We start from the raw sequence: 19,101 nt of genomic DNA, 5'->3' as shown, positions 1-19,101 counted from the left end.
GCGACTCCCCCGGAGTATTTTCGAAGCAAAGATCGGGGGGAGGCGGCGCGTTAACCTTAACGGGGTGTTGCGGCCTCAGTAGCCCGGGTCGGCGCCCTGCTGCCACGGCTTCACGAGGTTGCCGAAGCGGGTGAAGCGGCCCTCGAAGCTCAGTTCGACCGTGCCGACGGGGCCGTGGCGCTGCTTGCCGATGATGACCTCGGCCTTGCCGTGCAGCTGTTCCATGTCCTGCTGCCACTTGGTCATCGCCTCGAGGTTCTCCTCGCCGGGCTTCTCGCGTTCCTTGTAGTACTCGCCCCGGTAGACGAACATCACCACGTCGGCGTCCTGTTCGATCGAGCCCGATTCCCGCAGGTCCGAGAGCTGCGGGCGCTTGTCCTCGCGGCTTTCGACCTGGCGGCTGAGTTGGGAGAGCGCGATCACGGGGATGTCCAGCTCCTTGGCGATGGCCTTGAGGCCCTGCGTGATTTCTGAAATCTCGTTCACCCGGTTCTCGGACCGGCCCGAGCCGCGCAGGAGCTGCAGGTAGTCGACGATCAGCAGGTCCAGCCCCTGCGGCGCGCGTTTCAGCCGCCGGGCGCGGGCCGCGACCTGGCCGATGGGCAGGGCCGGCGTGTCGTCGATGAAGAGCGGGCAGCGCTCCAGGTCGCGGGCGGCGTGCAGGTAGCGCTCGAACTCGGCCTCGGTCAGGTCGCCTTTGCGGATCAGCTCCGAGGGGATCTCGGCGGCCTCGGACAGCACCCGCTGCGCCAGCTGGGCGGCCGACATCTCGAGGCTGAAGAAGCCCACGACGCCGCCGTCCACCGTGCCCTCGGTGCCGTCGTCGCGGCGGCCGCGCTTCCACGCCTTGGCGACGTTGAAGGCGATGTTGGTGGCGAGCGAGGTCTTGCCCATCGAGGGGCGCCCCGCGAGGATCAGGAGGTCGGACTTGTGCAGGCCGCCCAGCATCCGGTCGAGATCGTTCAGCCCGGTGGACAGGCCCGCCAGCTTGCCGCCGCGGTTGTAGGCGGCGTTGGCGGTGTTCACCGCGTCGTAGAGCGCCGACAGGAAGGACTGGAAGCCGCGGGCGGTGGTGCCGGAGGAGGCCAGCGTGAACAGCTCGGTTTCGGCCGTCACGATCTGGTCGTCGGGCGAGACGTCCTCGCGCATGGTGCGGGCGCGATCGGACACGCGCTGGCCGAGCGCGATCAGCTCGCGCCGCACGGCGAGGTCGTGGATCAGCTGGGCATAGTCGCGCGCGGCCGAGGTGGCGATGGCCGACAGCTGCAGCCGCAGCAGGTATTCGGCGCCGCCCAGCTCCTTGAGCCCGGGGATGTCGGCGACGAAGTTCTTCAGCGTGGTCGCGTCGGTGGCCAGCCCCTTGGCGATGCGGGCCTGGGCCATGGCAAAGATCGCGCGGTGGACGGGGTCGTGGAAATGGTCGGGCTTCACCAGGTCGTCGACCCGGTCGAGCACGTCGTTGGCGCCGAGGATCGCGCCGAGGAGCTGCTGTTCGGCCTCGACATTGTGGGGCAGGCTGTGCCCGGTGTCGGGACCGGACGCGCCGCCGGGCGGCACGTTCACGTGCTCGTTCATCTGTGATCCCCCTCGCCTGTCGGCCCCTCCGTCCGCGTCCCGCGGAGGGCGTATCGGCGGGTATACCCCTGTCGCCTGCGGCGGCGTCAATCGCGGAAAGCTGTGGAAGACCCTGTGAGCGGTTTCGACCTCAAGATCTGGGGGGTCGGCGCAGGGCCGCCCCCCGATCTTGCGTCAGTCTAGCAGGGATGTGTCGGATTCGCCACGGGCCAAGCCCGCCGCGGCCCGGCCCCGTGCTCAGGCGAGGCCGCGGGCCGCGCGCCAGCCCTCGGGGTCGGCGAGGAATCGCTCCACCTCGGCCAGCGTGGCGGCGTCGACATCGCCGCCGCGGCGCGCCTCGGCGATCACGTCGGCCCAGGTGGTGAGGTAGTGGAGCGTCAGGCCATGGGCGGCCAGCCGTTCCTCGGTGCCGGGGATGGCGCCGTAGTAGAACACCACCGCCGTGTGGGCGCAGCTGGCGCCGGCCGCGCGGATCGCGTCGACGAATTTCAGCTTGGAGCCGCCGTCGGTGGTCAGGTCCTCGACCAGCAGCACGCGGTCGCCCTCGCGCATCTCGCCCTCGATCTGGGCGGTGCGGCCATAGCCCTTGGGTTTCTTGCGCACGTAGGACATGGGCAGGCCCATGCGCTCGGCCACGAAGGCGGCGAAGGGGATGCCCGCGGTCTCGCCGCCGGCGATGTTGTCGAAGGCCTCCAGCCCCGCGGCCTCCATCACGGTGCAGCAGAGGAAATCCATCAGCGTCGCGCGCACGCGGGGGTAGGAGATGATCTTGCGGCAGTCGAGATAGGTGGGGGCCTGCTTGCCGCTTGCATGGGTGAAGGGCGTCTCGGTGTTGAAATGCACCGCCCCGATGTCGAGGAGCATCCGGGCGGACAGGCGGGCCACGGTGGCGCGGTCGGGGTAGGCGGTGGGGATCATGGCAGCCGTCGGTGTTGCGTATTTCGGGAAAGATGAAGGGTCAGGCGATCACGTGCCAGTGGAGCGGGTGGCCCGGGTCGAAGACGGTGACGGGGCCCGCGCCGGTGACGATCTTGGCCGGGTAGGCGACCGGATCTGGGCGTTTTTCCAGCGTGATCGTCGTCTCGGCCGGGGGCAGGCCGTAGCGGGCGGGGCCGAAGAGCGAGGCGAAGCCCTCGAGCTTGTCGAGCGCGCCTTCCTCCTCGAACACATGGGCGAGGCAGGAGAGCGTGTTGGTCGCGGAAAACACGCCGGCACAGCCGCAGGCCGATTCCTTGGTGGGGTCGGTGTGCGGCGCGCTGTCGGTGCCGAGGAAGAAGCGCGGGTTGCCCGAGACGGCCGCCTTGCGCAGCGCCTGCTGGTGGGTCGATCGCTTGGCGACGGGCAGGCAGTAGTAGTGGGGCCGGATGCCGCCCACGAGGATGTGGTTGCGGTTGATCATCAGGTGGTGCGTCGTGATCGTGCCGGCGATGTCGCCGTCGGCCTGCGCGACGTAGTCGATCCCCTGCGAGGTCGTGATGTGTTCCAGCGTCACGCGCAGCCCGGGGATGCGGCGGCGGAGGGGATCGAGCACGGTCTCGAGGAACACCTGCTCGCGGTCGAAGATGTCGACCTCGGGCGTCGTCACCTCGCCGTGGATGCAGAGCGGCAGGCCGATCTCGGCCATCTTCTCCAGCACCGCGGTCACGCGGGTCAGGTCGCGGACGCCGGACTGGGAATTGGTGGTGGCGCCCGCGGGGTAGAGCTTGACCGCCGTCACCACGCCCTCGGCCGCCGCGCGGGCGACGTCGGCGGGGTCGGTCGCCTCGGTCAGATACAGGGTCATCAGCGGCGTGAAATCCATGCCCGCGGGCAGCGCCGCGAGGATCCGGTCGCGGTAGGCGCGGGCGTCGTCGCCCGTCACCACCGGCGGCACGAGGTTCGGCATCACGATGGCGCGGCCGAAATGGCGCGCGGTCTCGGGCAGGACGCCGGCCAGCATGGCCCCGTCGCGCAGGTGCAGGTGCCAGTCGTCGGGGCGGCGGATTGTCAGGGTTTGGGTCATGGGGCATTCCGGTACAAGGTTCGGGGCCGCGCTGCAAAGGGCAAATCGGAGAAGGGAGGCGCCGGATGGACCAGTTCGCATGGAGACCCGCCGCGCTGAGGGGCGAGCGCCGGGTGACCGTCACGCCCGAAGGCTTTGCCGTGGACGGGGGCACGGTGACGTGCTGGGACGCGGTCGAGGCGATCAGCTTCGCGCTCGACCAGGCGCCGCGGATGAAGGTCACGATGATGACCCTGCGCCTGCGGGTCGCGGGCGCGGACGTGGTCCTGTCGGTCAACGGCGACGGGCCCGAGGTGGCGCGCTACGTCGACATGCTGCGCGCGCTGACCGGGGCGCTGGCGGCGGCGCGGCCGGGGATGACCATCACCATCGGCCACGAGGGCGGGGCGCGCTGGGGCATGTTCGCGGTGGGCGCGCTGGGCGTGCTGGCGGGGCTGTTCCTGATCGGCGTCGGCGTGGTCCTGTCGGTCGAGGGCGACTGGGGCGAGGGGGTCGGCATGGGCTTCACCGGCGTGGTGGTCAGCCTCGTGTGCGCCGCCATCGCGCTGTCGAACCTGCCCCGGGGCGCGCGGCCGGCAAGCCCGCTGTCCGAGTTCCACGCCGAGCTCGGTCTGCCCGATTCTTGAGCATCCGCCCGCGGCCGGGCAGGGCCGCCGCCGCCCGCCCTTGCCTTGGCCCGGACCCGCCGCCTAGGCTTTCCCCGACATGTTCGACGAGACGGCACCCCCGGCGCAGATGCAGCGCGTGGACGGCCGCGCGGGGGCCACGATCGGCCCCGGCGGGCGGCTCGGACGGCTGTGGCAGAAGGGCTCGGCCAAGGCGATGCTGCCGCGGATGCATGGCCGCGCGCCCGAGGTCGTGTTCCTGAACACCGCGGGCGGGATCACCGGGGGCGACCGGCTGGCCTACACGCTGGACGTGGCGGCGGGCGCCGCGGCGGTGGGCACCACCCAGACAGCGGAACGCGCCTACCGCAGCGCGGGCGGCGTAGCGCGGGTCGAGGCGCGGCTGAGCGTCGGGGCCGGCGGGCGGCTGCACTGGCTGCCGCAGGAGATGATCCTGTTCGACGGCGCGGCGGTGGACCGGCGGGTGACGGTCGAGATGGCCGGCGACGCGGAGCTGGTGCTGCTGGAGACGCTGGTGCTGGGCCGGGCGGCGATGGGCGAGCGGCTGGCCGACCTGCAGCTGACCGACCGGCGCGAGGTGATCCGCGACGGCCGCCCCGCCATGGTCGAGGCGATCCGGCTGGGGCCCGCCGACCTGTTGCGCCCCGGCGCGGCGGGGCTGGGCGGCGCGGTGGCGGTGGCCACGCTGAGCCTGTTCGCCCCCGACGCCGAGGACCGGCTGGACCGCCTGCGCGCGGCGCTGCCGTCGGACGGCCCGGTGCGCGCCGCGGCGTCCGCGTGGGACGGCCGCGTGGTGGCGCGCTTCGCCGCGCCCGAGGCCTGGCCCCTGCGCCGCGCGGTCGCCCGCGCGGTCGAGGCACTCACCGATGGCCCGTTGCCGCGGGTCTGGCAGATCTGAAGGAACGAGGACACGCATGAACCTGAGCCCGAGGGAAAAGGACAAGCTGATGATCAGCCTCGCCGCCATGGTGGCGCGCGGGCGGCTGGCGCGCGGCGTCAAGCTGAACCACCCCGAGGCGATCGCGCTGATCACCGATTTCGTGCTCGAGGGCGCGCGCGACGGCCGTTCGGTCGCCGACCTGATGGAGGCGGGCGCCCATGTCATCACCCGCGACCAGTGCATGGAGGGGATCGCCGACATGATCCACGACGTGCAGGTCGAGGCGACGTTCCCGGACGGCACCAAGCTCGTGACCGTCCATCACCCGATCCGCTGACAGGAGGGCGCGGCGATGATCTGGACCTTTCTCCTCGGCGCGGCGGCGGGCTTCGCCGTGCCATACGTCGAGCCGCAGGTGAAGCGCGCGGCGGAGCAGATGGCGCAGGCCAGGATCGAGGTCGAGGACTCGGAATTCGACCTCGTGACGCTGGTGCTGCTGCTGCTCGTGGCGGCGGCCCTGTCGGGCGGCGGCAATGCCTTCGCGCTCCTCGCGGGGGCGCTGCTGGGCGTGTTCGGAAAACGGATCGTCGCGGCGATCCAGGGCAGGGGGGGCGACGCATGATCCCGGGCGAGATTCTCACGGCGGCGGGCGACATCGAGCTGAACGCCGGGCGCGACGCGATCCGGCTGACGGTATCCAACACCGGCGACCGGCCGGTGCAGGTGGGCAGCCACTACCATTTCGCGGAAACCAACGCCGCGCTCGACTTCGACCGGGCGCTGGCGCGGGGGATGCGGCTCGACATCGCTGCGGGCACCGCGGTGCGCTTCGAGCCGGGCCAGACGCGCGAGGTGCAGCTTGTCCCCTACGGCGGGGACCGCGCGGTCTGGGGCTTCAACAAGGCGGTCATGGGCAAGCTGTGACGCAAGGCGCGCAGGGCAGGACGGCAGGCAGGGCAAGGACGGGCAGCGCATCGCAACAGGGAGAACGGACCCATGTGTGACATCTGCGTGATGGAAAGCGTGAAGGAGCGGATGCTGTCGCGCCGCACCTTCTTCAAGGGATCGGCCGCGGCCGCGCTCGGCGCCGCGGCGGCCGGTGCGGCCCCCCGCCCGGTGCGGGCCCAGCCCGCCATGCGGGTCGTGGACATGACCCACGAGCTGTCTGACGAGTTCCCGACCTTCGGCGGCGTCCCGGGCATCAGCTACGACAAGCAGTTCGATTTCGCCTCGGACGGCTACAACCTCTATGTCCTCACGGTGAACGAGCACACCGGCACCCACATCGACGCGCCGCTGCATTTCTCGGCCGACGGCCAGTCGGTGGCCGAGATCCCGATCGCCAACCTCGCCTGCCCGCTCTGCGTCATCGACATCCGCGCGCGGGCGGCCGAGGACCGCGACACCCAGGTCACGCCCGACGACCTGTCGGCCTGGATCGCGGCCAACGGCCCGATCCCCGACGGCGCCTGCGTGGCGATGAACTCGGGCTGGGCGGCCAAGGTCGGCACGCCCGAGTTCCGGGGCGCCGATGCCGCGCGGCCCGGCGGGCTGCATTTCCCCGGCTTCCACATCGAGGCGACGCAGATGCTGCTGGAGGAGACGGGCGCGGTCTGCATGGCGGTCGACACGCTGTCGCTCGACCACGGGCCGTCGGCGGATTTCGCCACGCATTACGCCTGGCTGCCCGCGGGCCGCTACGGGATCGAGTGCCTCGCCGGCCTCGACAACGTGCCGGCGGCGGGGGCCACGTTGATGGTGGGCGCCCCCAAGATCCGCGGCGGCACCGGTGGCCACGCCCGCGTGATGGCGTTGACCTGATGGGGACCGTGGCCCTTCTGCGCGATGACGAGCTGTCGCCCGAGGCGGCCGAGGTCTTCGCCGAGATCCGTGCCCTCAGGGGCACGGATTACGTCAACAACTTCTGGCGCGCGATGGCGCATGACCCCGCCGCGATGCGCGCCCTCTGGGACCGGCTGCGCGTGGTGATGGCCCCCGGCGCGCTCGACCCGCTGGTCAAGGAGATGATCTACGTCGCGGTCTCCACCGCCAACGGCTGTTCCTACTGCATCCACAGCCACACCGCGGCGGCGCGGGGCAAGGGGATGACCCCGGCCCAGCATGCGGAATTGCTGGCGGTGATCGGCATGGCGATGCAGACCAACGGGCTGGTGACCGGGCTGCAGGTCGAGGTGGACGAGGTGTTCAAGGCGTGAGGCGGCGCCCGCCGCCAGAGCCTGCGGCTGTGGTCTTGCGGCGGAACGGGGCGCTGGCCGTGGCGGAGCCGCCGACCTCGCCCTCGCCGAAGGCTTCCGGCGCAACATGCCGGAAACCCTGAACTTTCTGCGCGACGTGACCGTGGCCGGGCCTGTGCCCAAGGCGGCGGGCGGCCGGCCCGCCGCCCATTGCCCCGATGCCACCCAGCCGAAGCTGCTCAGCCCGCGTCGGGCAGGGCGGGCAGGCTGCGCAGGTAGAGGATGATCGCGGCAAGATCCTCGGCGGTCATCTGCGCGAGGTAGCCGTAGGGCATCGGCGGCAGCATGGGCGCGCCGTCCGGCCGCACGCCTTGCGTGATCATCAGCCCGATCTCGGCGTCGCTGTAGCCCGCCAGCCCGTCGGCGTGGCTGGTCAGGTTCGCCGCGACCGAGGTGCCCCAGGGCCCGTGGAACGCGAAGCCGCCGCGCCCGAGGTCGGTGTCGAGCAGCGGCCCCTGTGGCCCCATCGGCGTGTGGCACTCCATGCAATGGGCCACCGGCCCGGCCAGGTAGGCGCCGTAGGCCACCGTCACGCCCTGCGGCGGGGCGGTCACGGTCTCGACCGGCGGTCCGTAGGCCGGGGGCAGGGGGATGCGGTATTCCGACGGGCCGGGGTCGTTCTCGACCGCGGGCAGGGTGCGCAGGAACATCACCATCGACATCAGGTCCTCGTCGCCAAGCCCGCGGTACATGGCGAAGGGCATCGGCGGGCCGATCAGGCTGCCGTCGGGCCGGATCCCCTCGCGGATCGCGCGGGCCAGCTCGGCGTCGGACCAGCCGGCGATGCGGCCGGCGGGGGTCAGGTTGGGCGCCACCGCGCGGAAGGGCGGGCCGTCCTCCACCAGCCGCCCGGCCAGCTCCTGGTCCATCACGAAGCCCTCGGGCCCCAGCGGCGTGTGGCAGTTGCCGCAGCCCGCGATCCCGCGCACGAGGTATTCGCCGCGCGCCACGCTCGGCTCGGCCTGGGCCACCGATACGACACAGCAGGCCGCAAGCGCGGCCGGAACAAGCGTTTTCATGATGTCCTCCCTTCCAGCGGCGCGGATGATGTTCTGGTGCCGTCCCGCGCCAAGCCGCAAGCATAGCAGATCCGGGCGCAGAATGCGCGCCCCCGGGGCCGGGGGCGTCCTCCGCGGGGCAAACCGCACTGCCCAATCTCGCGGCACTCGCCGCCGCAACGGCCCCGCGGCGCCGCTTTGTCCTTGGCGCGGGCCGGGCCCGCGTCCTAGGTTCGGACGGCACGCTCGACACGCCGGAGCAAAGGAAGACCCATGCCCACCCGCATCCCCCGCAGCACCTATGCCGACATGTACGGCCCCACCACCGGCGACCGGGTCCGGCTGGCCGACACCGACCTGATCGTCGAGGTGGAGCGCGACTTGACCACCTACGGCGAGGAGGTGAAGTTCGGCGGCGGCAAGGTGATCCGCGACGGCATGGGCCAGAGCCAGCTGACCCGCGCCGAGGGGGCGGTGGACACCGTCATCACCAACGCGCTGATCATCGACCATACCGGCATCTACAAGGCCGACGTCGGCCTCAAGGACGGGCGCATCGCGGGGATCGGCAAGGCCGGCAACCCCGACACGCAACCCGGCGTCGACATCATCATCGGCCCCGGCACCGAGGCCATCGCGGGCGAGGGGCGCATCCTGACGGCGGGCGGTTTCGACAGCCACATCCACTTCATCTGCCCGCAGCAGATCGACGACGCGCTGCATTCGGGCCTGACCACCATGCTGGGCGGCGGCACCGGCCCGGCCCATGGCACGCTCGCGACCACCTGCACGCCGGGGCCGTGGCACCTGGGCCGGATGCTGCAGGCGGCCGACGCCTTTCCGATGAACCTCGCCTTCGCGGGCAAGGGCAACGCGTCCCGCCCCGCGGCGCTGGTCGAGATGATCGAGGCCGGCGCCTGCGCGATGAAGCTGCACGAGGACTGGGGCACCACCCCCGGCGCCATCGACTGCTGCCTGTCGGTGGCCGAGGACATGGACGTGCAGGTGATGATCCACACCGACACGCTGAACGAGTCGGGCTTCGTCGAGAATACGCTCAAGGCCATCGGCGACCGCTGCATCCACGCCTTCCACACCGAGGGCGCGGGCGGCGGCCACGCGCCCGACATCATGAAGGTCGTGGGCTACCAGAACATCCTGCCGTCCTCGACCAACCCGACCATGCCCTACACGGTGAACACGCTCGAGGAACACCTCGACATGCTCATGGTCTGCCACCACCTCGACCGGTCGATCCCCGAGGACGTGGCCTTCGCCGAGAGCCGCATCCGCAAGGAAACCATCGCCGCCGAGGACATCCTGCACGACATAGGAGCGTTTTCCGTCATGGCGTCGGACAGCCAGGCCATGGGCCGGGTGGGCGAGGTCATCATCCGCACCTGGCAGACCGCCCACAAGATGAAGCAGCAGCGCGGCCGGCTGGCAGAAGAAACCGGCGACAACGACAACGTCCGCGTCAAGCGCTACATCGCGAAATACACCATCAACCCCGCCATCGTGCATGGCATCAGCCGGCACATCGGCAGCGTCGAGGTGGGCAAGCGCGCCGACCTCGTGCTGTGGAACCGCGCCTTCTTCGGCGTGAAGCCCGAGATGGTCCTGGTCGGCGGCACCATCGCCGTGGCGCAGATGGGCGACCCCAACGCCTCGATCCCGACACCGCAGCCGGTCTACACCCGGCCGATGTGGGGCTCCTACGGGCGGTCGGTGGAACGCTCGGCGGTGACCTTCGTCAGCGGCGCGGCGCAGGCGGCCGGCATCGGCGCGCGGCTGGGGCTGGCCAAGGACACCGTGGCCGTGGAGGGCATTCGCAGCGTGCGCAAGCGCGACATGATCCACAACAGCGCGACGCCCCATGTCGAGGTCCACCCCGAAACCTACGAGGTGCGCGCCGACGGCGAGCTCCTGACCTGCGCGCCGGCCACCGTGCTGCCGATGGCGCAGCGCTACTTCATGTACTGACCCGTGGCCGCGGGCGGTTGCCCCGGCGCGGGGGATGCGGCCGACGGCATCTGGCTGACCTTTCCGCACCGGGTCAGCCTCATGCGCGCTCGGCCGGGCGGGCTGGTCGCGGACTGGGCCTTCACGCGCGACGGCACGCCCGCCAGCGTCGTCCGTCGGCACCCGGTGGGGCTTCTCCGCGACAGCTGGGCGATGGATGACGGTGACATGGCGCCCGGCTCGGAGCAGCGTTTCGCCTATTCCGGCGACATCCCCACGCCCGCGCCCGGGGTGGTGTTCGACGCGGTCGAGATCCTCACCGACCTCGACGGGCGCGAGGTGCGGCGCGGCGCCATCGCGCTGCGGGTGGGCGCGGCGCGGGACGTCCTCGTTGGCGGCTGCGCCTATGCCGCGCTGCCGGTCACGGTCACGCGCACCCCGCAGGGCGGCGTGCGCGGGGACCGCGACAGCCTGCTGGTCCTGCGCGAGCTGGGCCTGCCGGTCTGGCTGGGCTTTTCCGGGCTCGACGACCCGCCGCAGGACATGCTGCCCCTGGCGATCGCGGCCCGGCCGCCCTGGCCGGGATGGCGGCACCCGGTCCGGCCGCCCGAGCTGCCCTGAGCCGCCGCGCGCGCCCCGCCAAGCCCGTTGCCGAGTCGCGGGGCTTCGGTCATGCTCGCGCGCAACAGACCCAACAGCACAAGGGGGGGAAGGATGCGTCGGGGTATCACCTGGGCAGGGGGGCTTGTCGCGGGCCTCTGGCCCCTCCTCGCGGCGGCGCAGGGCGCCTGCCCGCAGGGCATCGCGCATGACGGCGTCTGGCTGGAGTTCTCGGACCGCAGCGTGCTGACCCGAGTGCTGCAGGACGGCCGCGTCGCCGAGACCGAGTTCGCCTACGAGGGCGGCACGATCTACAGCTACATCACCCTGCCCATCGGCCTCGTGGTCGAAAGCTGGGGGCTGGTCGACGGGCGCGTGCCCGCCGGCGAGGGCGAGACCGTGACCTACACCGGCACCCCGGCCCAGGTGCCGGCGCCGGTGGCCGGGGCGCGGTTCGACGGGCTCGAGACCTCGCGCTTCAGCGACGGCAGCGAGGTGCGCTATACCGTGAACGTGGTCGTCGGCACGGCCCAGCCCGTCAGCATCGGCGGCTGCCCCTACACCGGCCTTCCGGTGAACGTGACCCGGATCGACACGGCCGGCGGCCCGATGATGATGGACAGCATGCTGCACCTGGCCGAGTTGGGCGTGACGATCTACCTCGGCTTCTCGGATTCCGGCCAGCCGCCGGTGCCGGACATGCCCAGCTCGATCTCGCTGACCCCGCCGCGGGCCGCGGGCGGGACCGTGCCGCCGCCGCTGCCGCCCGCCGGCGGCGGTGCCGAGACCAAGTGATCGCCCGGCCGGCCCCGTCCGCGGGGCCGGCGCCACCCCGCCCCCGCCCCACCCGGAGCCCCGGCCATGTCGATCCGCCCCCTTCTGTTCGCCGTCCTCGCCGCGGGCCTGCCCGGTCTTGCGCTCGCCCAGGGCAGCTGCCCGCAGGGCCTGGCGCGGGACGGGGTGTGGTTCGACTACGGCGACCGCACCATCCTGTCGCGGGTCCTGTCGGACGGGCGGGTGCTCGACCTCGAATACGTGGCGGGGCAGCCGGCGATCAACAGCTACCTGCTGCTGCCCATCGGCCTGCTGTCCGAACGATGGACGATGCAGGCCGGCCGGGTCGATGCGGGCTCCCACGAGGTGCTGCGCCACAGCGGTTTTCCCGACCCGGTGCCCGTGGCGGCCCCCGGGGCGCGGTTCGACGGGGTCGAGACCACGGTCTACGAGGACGGCAGCACGGGCGACTCGCATCTTGCGCTGACGGTCGGCGCCCCGCAGCCGGTCAGCATCGGGCCCTGCCTCTATACCGGCCTGCCGGTCGACATCACCTGGAGCCGCCCCACCGGCGAGACGATCCAGCACGAGCGCCTGATGCACCTGTCCGACCTGGGGGTGACGCTCTACCTCGGCTTCGCGGACCCCGGGCAGGCGGTGGTGCCGACGCTGCCCCTGTCGATCTCGGCCAGCGCGCCGCGGGCCGGCGGGGCGGGGCCGGCGCCGGCCCCCGGGGCGCCGCCGGGACCGCCCGCCAAATAGGCAGCACCGCCCATGCGCGCGGCGCCGGGGGCCGGCCGGGCCGGCCCGCGCCCGGGCCGGCAGATCGGGATTGCGCCCGCCGGTGCCGCCCCTATCCTTGGCGGCGACCGGGGCCGGGGACGAGGGGATCATGGGCGACATCGGAACGGCGGGGCGCGTGCGCCGGGCGGGCCACTGGCAGGGGCCGGCGGCCGACCGGCTGGTGCTGGACTACGAGGGGCGGTTCCTGCGGCGCAAGCGGCTGACGCTGGCCTCGGGGGCGGCGGTGCTGGTGGACCTGCCCGAGACCGTGTCGCTGGCGGCCGGCGACGCGCTGGAGACCGCCGAGGGCGCGCTGATCGAGATCGCCGCCGCGCCCGAGCCGCTCCTGCGGGTGACCGGCGACCTGACGCGGCTGGCCTGGCACATCGGCAACCGCCACACGCCCTGCCAGATCGCCGCCGACCACCTGCTGATCCGGGCCGACCACGTGCTGGCCGACATGCTGGCGCATCTGGGCGCCACGGTCGCGCCGGTGACGGCCCCCTTCACCCCCGAGGGCGGCGCCTACGGCCATGGCCGGACCCACGGCCATGACCACGGGCCCGGCCACGACCATGACCACGCGCAGGGTCATGACCACGACCACGACCACGCCCACTGAGCGATGGGCGAGGCGGACCTCCTGAAGCTGTCGCAATGGCTGTCGCCGGGGTTCCCGGTGTCGTCCTACGCCTATTCGCACGGGCTGGAAGCCGAGATCGCGGCCGGCCGGGTGCGGGACGCCGGGGCGCTGCGCGACTGGGTCGCCGGGGTGCTGGCGGCCGGGGCGGGGCGGACCGACGCGATCCTGATGCTGGCCGCGCGGCGGGGGGAGGAGGCGCCCGACCGGCTGGCCGACCTCGCCCGGGCGCTGGCCGGCGCGCGCGAGCGGCTGGAGGAGACCGAGGCGCAGGGCCGGGCGCTGGCCGTGACGCTGGCGGGGCTGGGGGTGGGCGACGGGGTGCCACGGCCCTACCCGGTGGCGCTGGGGCTTGCGGCGCGGGGGCTGGACCTGCCCGACCGGCTGGTCGCGGCGCTGTACCTGCAGGCCTTTGCCGGCGTGCTGGTGTCGGCGGCGGTGCGCTTCGTGCCGCTTGGGCAGGGCGAGGGGCAGCGGGTGCTGGCCGCGCTGCACCCGGTGATCGAGGACGTGGCCGGGGACGCCTGCGCGGCGGGGCTCGACGGGATTGGCGGGGCGGTGTTCGGGGCGGACCTCGCGGCGATGGAGCACGAGGGGCTCGAGGTGCGGATCTTCCGCACCTGAGGGCCGGGGCGCCCGGTGGGGCGGTTGCCCCGAAAGGGCGTATTTGGGGAAAGATGAAGGGGCGCGGCGGCCGCGTTAACCTTAACCGAGGATGAAGGAGGCGAGGCGATGGGCAGCGTGAACGGGCCGCTTCGGGTGGGGATCGGCGGGCCGGTGGGGGCGGGCAAGACCACGCTCACCGAGAAGCTCTGCCGCGCCATGGCGGAGGCCTATTCCGTCGCGGTGATCACCAACGACATCTACACCTCGGAGGATGCCGAGTACCTGTTGCGGGCGCAGGCGCTGCCGGCCGAGCGCATCCGGGGGGTGGAGACGGGCGGCTGCCCGCACACCGCGATCCGCGAGGATGCCTCGATCAACCTGGCCGCGGTGGCCGAGTTCCGGGCGCGCATCCCCGACCTCGACGTGATCTTCATCGAGTCGGGGGGCGACAACCTGGCCGCCACCTTCTCGCCCGAGCTGGCGGACCTGACGCTCTACGTCATCGACACCGCCGCCGGGCAGGACATCCCGCGCAAGAAGGGGCCGGGGGTGACGCGGTCGGATTTCCTGGTGGTGAACAAGGTCGACCTTGCGCCGCATGTGGGCGTCGACCCGGTGCAGCTCGAGGCCGACGCCCGCGCGGCGCGGGGCGACCGGCCCTTCGTCATGGCCTCGCTCCGGCAGGGGCGCGGGGTGGACGAGGTGGTGGCCTTCCTGAAGGCGGCGGGCGGGCTATGAGCCCGCGCCGGGGTCGAGCCGCTCGGCCAGCTCGGTGAAGCGGGCCTCGCCGGTGATGTCGGCGGCGTATTCGGCCACCCGCCGGGCGCGGTCGAACTGGCCGTGCGCCTGCGCGAGCCCGGCGAGGTGCCACAGGTAGTCGGGGTCGGCGCGGCGCACCGGGCGGATCATGGCGGCGGCCCTGGCGCGGGTCAGCCGTTTGCGCGCCAGTGCCCGCAGGAGCGGCGTGAGCAGCCTGCCCGACGCGATCAGGCGGTGCGGCGCGCGCCCGGTGAAGCGCAGCGGGACCAGCTGCACCGCGTCGGCGCGGAACTGCGCGGCATGGGCGGCCGTGACGGGCTCGGTCGGGTCGTAGAGGATCACCGCCTGGCTGGCCCGGGCGATCAGCCGGGCGGCGTCGCCGTAGCGGCTGAAGTCGCGGCGGCGGTCGCGCAGGAAGCGGCGGTCGAAGCCCGCGAGCTCGGGGTCGAGCGTGGCGGCCGGCGCCGCCGCGAGGACCGAGGCGCCGGGGGCGGCCGAGGAATAGGCGCAGGCGGCGTGGCCCGAGGCCGGGCCGAAGCCGAGAAAGACCACCTCGGCGAAGCTGTCGAAGAAGCCGTCGGCGGCGAGCCGGTCGAAGAAGGCCACCAGGTCGGCCGAGCGGAACCACGGGTCGCCGAGCGCCAGGATCGACAGCAGCGACCATTCCCGCTTGCGCACCGCCTCGAAGCCCGGCGGCAGCCCGTCGGGTTCCTCGGCGTGGACCCGCGCGGCGCGGTCGAAGCTGACCACCAGCGTGTTGCCCTCCTGCACGAAGAGCGCCAGGTGCTCGGGGCCCAGCCGCTCGAAGAAGCCGTGGTCGCGCCCGATCCGGGCGAGCCGGTCGAGCCAGTCGGCCTGCGAAAGCCCCGAAGCGCCGAGGCGGGGCCGGTCGGTGGTATCCGTCGTCATGGTTGCTGCTCGCGTCTTGGTCTCTTTCGGGACAGGCCGACTGTGGCCGGCAACTGTGGCAATGCTGCGCAAAGCCATGGGCAATTCAAGGGGGATTGGTACGCGTTTCGGCAACGGTCTGGTGACGGATGCCCGGCACCCGCCGCGATCCCCCCCTGAAGAGGGGGGTTTTCCTGACCCTCCCCCGCTTTTCTTTGACAGGTTGTCGCCAGCCGAGGTTAACTGATTGCAAGAAACCGCACCGGAAGGGGGAACATCCGATGGCACTTCTGAGACACGTCCTGGCGGTATTCGTCGCCGCGCTCTTCTTCGTGGCCGGACAGACCGGCGCCGCGTCGGCGCAGGCCTGCCCGTCCTGGAACAACCCGACCGTCTTTGGCTCGGCAACGCTGAACGGCGGGTTCCTGCCCGATCCCTACGTCCGCAACCTGACCGCGGGCGGCCGCGTCGACCTGGCGCGCTGCACCAACGGCCAGTGGTACGGCTGGGTGGTCACGCGGCCCGATTTCCGGCTGTTCTACAACGGCTCCTCGCCGACCGGCCGGCTGACCTTCGCGGTCGAGGCGCGGTCGAACGTCGACACCATCCTGCTGATCAACGCGCCGGACGGGTCGTGGCACTACAACGACGATTACCGCGGCTTCAACTCGGCCATCGTGTTCTTCAACCCGATGGCGGGCCAGTACGACGTCTGGACCGGCAGCTACCAGCGCTCGTCGAACAACCCCGCGCAGCTGATCGTGACCGAATACAACTACTGAGGCGGGCCATCCGCCACCGCACAAGGGCCCCGGGCGCTGTCGCCCGGGGCCCTTGTCGTTCACGGGATCACGGGCCGCACTGGGCCATCGGCCAGCCGGCGGGCAGGATGCAGATGGCGCGGTCGTAGGTCACGTCGTCGTTGCGGCCGTAGACCATCGCCATGCCCGGGGCGGGGGGCGAATAGGTGATCAGCCGGGCATCGGTGCTGAAGCTGAGGTGGCCCATCGAGGAGGCCGCCGCGAGGTAGCGCTCGTTGGGCTGCATCGTCACGCTGTAGGCCTCGACCTGCTGGCGCTGGCCGTTCTGCACGATCGAGGTGTAGACCGTGTAGCTGCCGGGCTGGTAGTGCATGTTCCCCATCGGGGTCAGCGGCGAGGAATTCGCCGGCTGGCCCGCGAACTGGCCCATCTGCCGGTCGAAGGTGCGCCACGGGAAGTAGGTGGTGATGCCGCCGCCCGCCGCCGGGGCCCCCCCGCCCGCGGTTGCGCCCGCGCCCGCGCCGCCGCCGGGCACGCTGCTGCCGGGGCTGTAGCCGCTGCCGCTGCCGAAATAGCTGTTGGGGTTGGAACAGTCGGCCGTGTCGGTGCCCCAGGCGCAGAGGTTCAGGCCGTTCGGCTCGTCGCATTCGCCGTCGCCGGTCCAGGGGCAGGGGTCGTAGAGCTGGGCCGCGGCCGGCGTGGCCACGAGCGGCGCACCGAGGCAGAGCAGGGCCGTCAGCGCGGCGGCGGTGGTTTGTGGAACAGGCATCTCGTCACTCCGTCTGAAGGCGGGCGCCGAAGAGGCCCGCGCCCCCATCTGGCCAGCCCGTGCCGGCGCCGACGATGACCTGTGTCAATTGCCCTGAAAGGAAACGGTTGCGCGGCGGGGCGCAGGGGGGCGTTGTGTCCGGCCCGCGGAAGAGTAGTCTCGGCCCCGAAGGAGGACCCGTCATGGCCGAGGATCTGGAACGCATGCCGGAACTGGCGCTTGCCTGGCACCGGGAGGGCAAGGGCGCGGTGATCGCCACCGTGGTCGAGACCTGGGGCTCGGCGCCCCGCGCGGTGGGCGCGCAGATGGTCGTCTCGGGCGCGGGCGAGATGGAGGGCTCGGTCTCGGGCGGCTGCGTCGAGGGCGCGGTGGTGGTCGAGGCGATGGAGCTGGTGGGCTCGGGCGCGGCGAAGCTGCTGGATTTCGGGGTCTCCGACGAGGAGGCCTTTGCCGTGGGGCTGGCCTGCGGCGGGCGCATCCGGGTGCTGTTGGAACCCGTGGGCGGCGCTCTGCCGGTCGCGGTGCTGGAGGAGCTGGTGGCGGCGCGCGCGGGCCGCCGGCCCGTGGCCTATGTCGCGGACCTCGACGGCCCGGCGCGGCGCATCGACGGCCCCGCGGCGCATTCCGACCGGTTCCGCATGGACCGCTCCGGCGTCGAGGAGGACGGCCGCACCTTCGTCCATGTCCACAACCCGCCCCTGCGGATGCTGATCGTCGGCGCCGTTCACATCGCGCAGGCGCTGGTGCCGATGGCGCGGCTGGCGGGCTACGACGCGATCGTCATCGACCCCCGCCCGGCCTTTGGTGCCACGGCGCGCTTTCCCGGCACCCGGATCGTGGAGGAATGGCCGGACGAGGCGCTGGCCGAGCTGGGCCTCGACCCGCGCACGGCGGTGGTGACGCTGACCCACGACCCCAAGCTCGACGACCCCGCGATCCGGGCGGCGCTGGCCTCGGACGTGTTCTACCTTGGCTGCCTCGGCTCGTCCCGCACCCACGCCAAGCGCGTCGCGCGGCTGCAGGAGGCGGGCTTCACCGAGGACCAGATCGCCCGCATCCACGCCCCCGTGGGCCTCGACATCGGCGCCCGCGGCCCGGCCGAGATCGCGGTCTCGGTGCTGGCGCAGGTGACGCAAAGGTTGCGCAAGGGATGAGGTTCGGTCCGGTCCCGGTGGATGAGGCCGCGGGCGCCGTGCTGGCCCATGCCGTCGCCTTGCCCGGCGGCAAGCTGAAGAAGGGCCGCGTGCTGTCGGCGGCCGACGTGGCGGCGCTGCGCGAGGCGGGGCTGACCTCGGTCATCGTGGCGCGGCTCGATGCGGGCGACGTGGGCGAGGACGCGGCGGCGACCCGGCTCGCCCGCGCGCTGGTGCCCGACCCCGAGGCGGCGGGGCTGAGCCTCGACACCGCCTTCACCGGCCGGGTAAACATCCGCGCCACGGGGCCCGGCATCATCGCGCTGGACGCCACCGCCATCGCGCGCCTGAACGCGGTCGACCCGATGATCACGCTGGCCACCGTGCCCGAGTGGCAGCGGGTGACGGCGGGCACCATGGTCGGCACGGTCAAGATCATCGCCTACGCGGTGCCCGAGGCGGCGCTGGCGGCCGCCTGTGCCGCGGGGGCGGGGGCGATGCGGCGGCTGGCGCCGTCCGTGGCCCGTGCCGACCTGATCGTGACCGAAACCGAACCCGGCACCGCGTCCGAGGAGGAAAAGGGCATCCGCGCCGTCTGGGCCCGCGTCGCCCGCCTCGGCATCGCGGAGGGAACGACGCGCATCGTGCCCCATGACGCGGGCGCGGTGGCGGCGGCGCTGGCGGCGTCGGACGCGGGGATGGTGCTGGTCCTGACCGGTTCGGCCACCTCGGACATCGCCGACGTGGTGCCCGCGGGGCTGGTGGCCGCGGGCGGCGCGGTGATCCGCTTCGGCATGCCGGTCGATCCCGGCAACCTGCTGGTGCTGGGGCGGCTGGGCGACCGCCCGGTGATCGGCCTGCCCGGCTGCGCCCGGTCGCCCGCGCTGAACGGGGCCGACTGGGTGCTGGAGCGGGTGGCCTGCGGCGTGGCCGTCACGGGCGCCGACATCGCGGCGATGGGGGTGGGGGGGCTGCTCAAGGAAATCCCGACGCGCCCGCAGCCGCGCGAGCGTGCGCCCCGGGGCTGACGGGTCTCTTTTTGCCGTTTTCCCCGTCCGGCATACATGGTTGATTGACCGCGTGAGCGAGG

Annotated in this window: 23 protein-coding genes; 17 read left to right on the top strand and 6 right to left on the bottom strand. The window is 72.6% G+C overall.

Translation table 11 applies throughout. The features are described 5' to 3' along the window. Positions 1-75 precede the first annotated feature (75 nt). From HCU73_RS14890 to pyrC, 3 genes are all read right to left on the bottom strand, one after another. Positions 76-1,575, bottom strand: a complete 1,500-nt coding sequence (locus HCU73_RS14890; RefSeq protein ID WP_168624256.1) for a replicative DNA helicase — start codon at positions 1,573-1,575, stop codon at positions 76-78. 237 nt (positions 1,576-1,812) lie between these two features. Continuing rightward, positions 1,813-2,493: an orotate phosphoribosyltransferase gene (locus HCU73_RS14885; RefSeq protein WP_168624255.1), complete on the bottom strand. Its 681-nt coding sequence runs from the start codon at positions 2,491-2,493 to the stop codon at positions 1,813-1,815. A 40-nt stretch (positions 2,494-2,533) separates the two neighbouring features. Beyond that, positions 2,534-3,577 (bottom strand): dihydroorotase, encoded by a 1,044-nt coding sequence (gene pyrC, locus HCU73_RS14880; protein ID WP_168624254.1) that lies wholly within the window; start codon positions 3,575-3,577, stop codon positions 2,534-2,536. Between the two features lie 65 nt (positions 3,578-3,642). Between pyrC and HCU73_RS14875 the strand changes: the two genes are divergently transcribed. From HCU73_RS14875 to HCU73_RS14845, 7 genes are all read left to right on the top strand, one after another. Continuing rightward, positions 3,643-4,203: a hypothetical protein gene (locus tag HCU73_RS14875; protein WP_168624253.1), complete on the top strand. Its 561-nt coding sequence runs from the start codon at positions 3,643-3,645 to the stop codon at positions 4,201-4,203. A gap of 79 nt (positions 4,204-4,282) precedes the next feature. Further along, positions 4,283-5,101, top strand: a complete 819-nt coding sequence (locus tag HCU73_RS14870) for an urease accessory protein UreD (protein WP_168624252.1) — start codon at positions 4,283-4,285, stop codon at positions 5,099-5,101. 16 nt (positions 5,102-5,117) lie between these two features. After that, positions 5,118-5,420, top strand: a complete 303-nt coding sequence (locus HCU73_RS14865; protein WP_168624251.1) for an urease subunit gamma — start codon at positions 5,118-5,120, stop codon at positions 5,418-5,420. Between the two features lie 15 nt (positions 5,421-5,435). Continuing rightward, positions 5,436-5,705: a hypothetical protein gene (locus tag HCU73_RS14860; RefSeq protein ID WP_168624250.1), complete on the top strand. Its 270-nt coding sequence runs from the start codon at positions 5,436-5,438 to the stop codon at positions 5,703-5,705. After that, a complete protein-coding gene (locus HCU73_RS14855) occupies positions 5,702-6,007 on the top strand; it encodes an urease subunit beta (protein ID WP_168624249.1) in 306 nt (101 codons plus the stop codon). The genes HCU73_RS14860 and HCU73_RS14855 overlap by 4 nt, the downstream gene beginning before the upstream one ends. Before the next feature lie 72 nt (positions 6,008-6,079). Further along, positions 6,080-6,904: a cyclase family protein gene (locus HCU73_RS14850; protein WP_168624248.1), complete on the top strand. Its 825-nt coding sequence runs from the start codon at positions 6,080-6,082 to the stop codon at positions 6,902-6,904. Beyond that, positions 6,904-7,299: a carboxymuconolactone decarboxylase family protein gene (locus HCU73_RS14845; RefSeq protein WP_168624247.1), complete on the top strand. Its 396-nt coding sequence runs from the start codon at positions 6,904-6,906 to the stop codon at positions 7,297-7,299. The genes HCU73_RS14850 and HCU73_RS14845 overlap by 1 nt, the downstream gene beginning before the upstream one ends. 218 nt (positions 7,300-7,517) lie before the next feature. On the opposite strand, the gene HCU73_RS14840 is transcribed toward HCU73_RS14845, so the two are convergent. Next, complete coding sequence (locus tag HCU73_RS14840; RefSeq protein ID WP_168624246.1) at positions 7,518-8,357, bottom strand: cytochrome c; 840 nt, start codon at positions 8,355-8,357, stop codon at positions 7,518-7,520. A gap of 252 nt (positions 8,358-8,609) precedes the next feature. On the opposite strand from HCU73_RS14840, the gene ureC reads away from it, so the two are divergent. From ureC to ureG, 7 genes are all read left to right on the top strand, one after another. Beyond that, positions 8,610-10,319, top strand: a complete 1,710-nt coding sequence (gene ureC / locus HCU73_RS14835) for an urease subunit alpha (RefSeq protein WP_168624245.1) — start codon at positions 8,610-8,612, stop codon at positions 10,317-10,319. 3 nt (positions 10,320-10,322) lie between these two features. Next, positions 10,323-10,919, top strand: coding sequence for a hypothetical protein (locus HCU73_RS14830; RefSeq protein WP_168624244.1), 597 nt, complete (start codon positions 10,323-10,325; stop codon positions 10,917-10,919). A gap of 93 nt (positions 10,920-11,012) precedes the next feature. After that, entirely contained in the window at positions 11,013-11,693 is a 681-nt protein-coding gene (locus HCU73_RS14825) for a hypothetical protein (protein ID WP_168624243.1), read from the top strand. A gap of 66 nt (positions 11,694-11,759) precedes the next feature. Beyond that, positions 11,760-12,434 carry a hypothetical protein gene (locus tag HCU73_RS14820; RefSeq protein ID WP_168624242.1) on the top strand — a complete coding sequence of 225 codons (675 nt, stop codon included), beginning with the start codon at positions 11,760-11,762 and terminating at the stop codon, positions 12,432-12,434. Between the two features lie 130 nt (positions 12,435-12,564). Beyond that, a complete protein-coding gene (locus tag HCU73_RS14815) occupies positions 12,565-13,077 on the top strand; it encodes an urease accessory protein UreE (RefSeq protein WP_168624241.1) in 513 nt (170 codons plus the stop codon). Between the two features lie 3 nt (positions 13,078-13,080). Continuing rightward, positions 13,081-13,719, top strand: coding sequence for an urease accessory protein UreF (locus HCU73_RS14810; protein WP_168624240.1), 639 nt, complete (start codon positions 13,081-13,083; stop codon positions 13,717-13,719). Between the two features lie 108 nt (positions 13,720-13,827). Beyond that, the gene (gene ureG, locus HCU73_RS14805; protein ID WP_168624239.1) at positions 13,828-14,439 is read left to right on the top strand and encodes an urease accessory protein UreG; all 612 of its coding nucleotides are present in this window, start codon (positions 13,828-13,830) and stop codon (positions 14,437-14,439) included. On the opposite strand, the gene HCU73_RS14800 is transcribed toward ureG, so the two are convergent. Then, positions 14,434-15,369, bottom strand: a complete 936-nt coding sequence (locus HCU73_RS14800) for a phosphoadenosine phosphosulfate reductase (protein ID WP_168624238.1) — start codon at positions 15,367-15,369, stop codon at positions 14,434-14,436. The genes ureG and HCU73_RS14800 overlap by 6 nt on opposite strands. Before the next feature lie 260 nt (positions 15,370-15,629). Between HCU73_RS14800 and HCU73_RS14795 the strand changes: the two genes are divergently transcribed. After that, positions 15,630-16,130 (top strand): peptidase S1, encoded by a 501-nt coding sequence (locus tag HCU73_RS14795; protein WP_168624237.1) that lies wholly within the window; start codon positions 15,630-15,632, stop codon positions 16,128-16,130. Between the two features lie 67 nt (positions 16,131-16,197). Here the strand turns inward: HCU73_RS14795 and HCU73_RS14790 are convergent, their stop codons facing one another. Next, positions 16,198-16,878, bottom strand: coding sequence for a hypothetical protein (locus HCU73_RS14790; RefSeq protein WP_168624236.1), 681 nt, complete (start codon positions 16,876-16,878; stop codon positions 16,198-16,200). A 182-nt stretch (positions 16,879-17,060) separates the two neighbouring features. Between HCU73_RS14790 and HCU73_RS14785 the strand changes: the two genes are divergently transcribed. Further along, positions 17,061-18,032 carry an XdhC family protein gene (locus tag HCU73_RS14785; RefSeq protein ID WP_168624235.1) on the top strand — a complete coding sequence of 324 codons (972 nt, stop codon included), beginning with the start codon at positions 17,061-17,063 and terminating at the stop codon, positions 18,030-18,032. Next, complete coding sequence (locus HCU73_RS14780; RefSeq protein WP_168624234.1) at positions 18,029-19,039, top strand: molybdopterin-binding protein; 1,011 nt, start codon at positions 18,029-18,031, stop codon at positions 19,037-19,039. Before HCU73_RS14785 ends, HCU73_RS14780 begins: the two co-directional genes overlap by 4 nt. The last annotated feature ends 62 nt before the right edge of the window (positions 19,040-19,101 follow it).

Origin of the sequence: Roseicyclus persicicus, assembly GCF_012395815.1 — a bacterium.
Lineage (GTDB): Bacteria > Pseudomonadota > Alphaproteobacteria > Rhodobacterales > Rhodobacteraceae > Roseicyclus > Roseicyclus persicicus.
The sequence above is the reverse complement of the archived record's forward strand: the minus strand, read 5'-3'. Positions and strand labels throughout refer to the sequence as shown.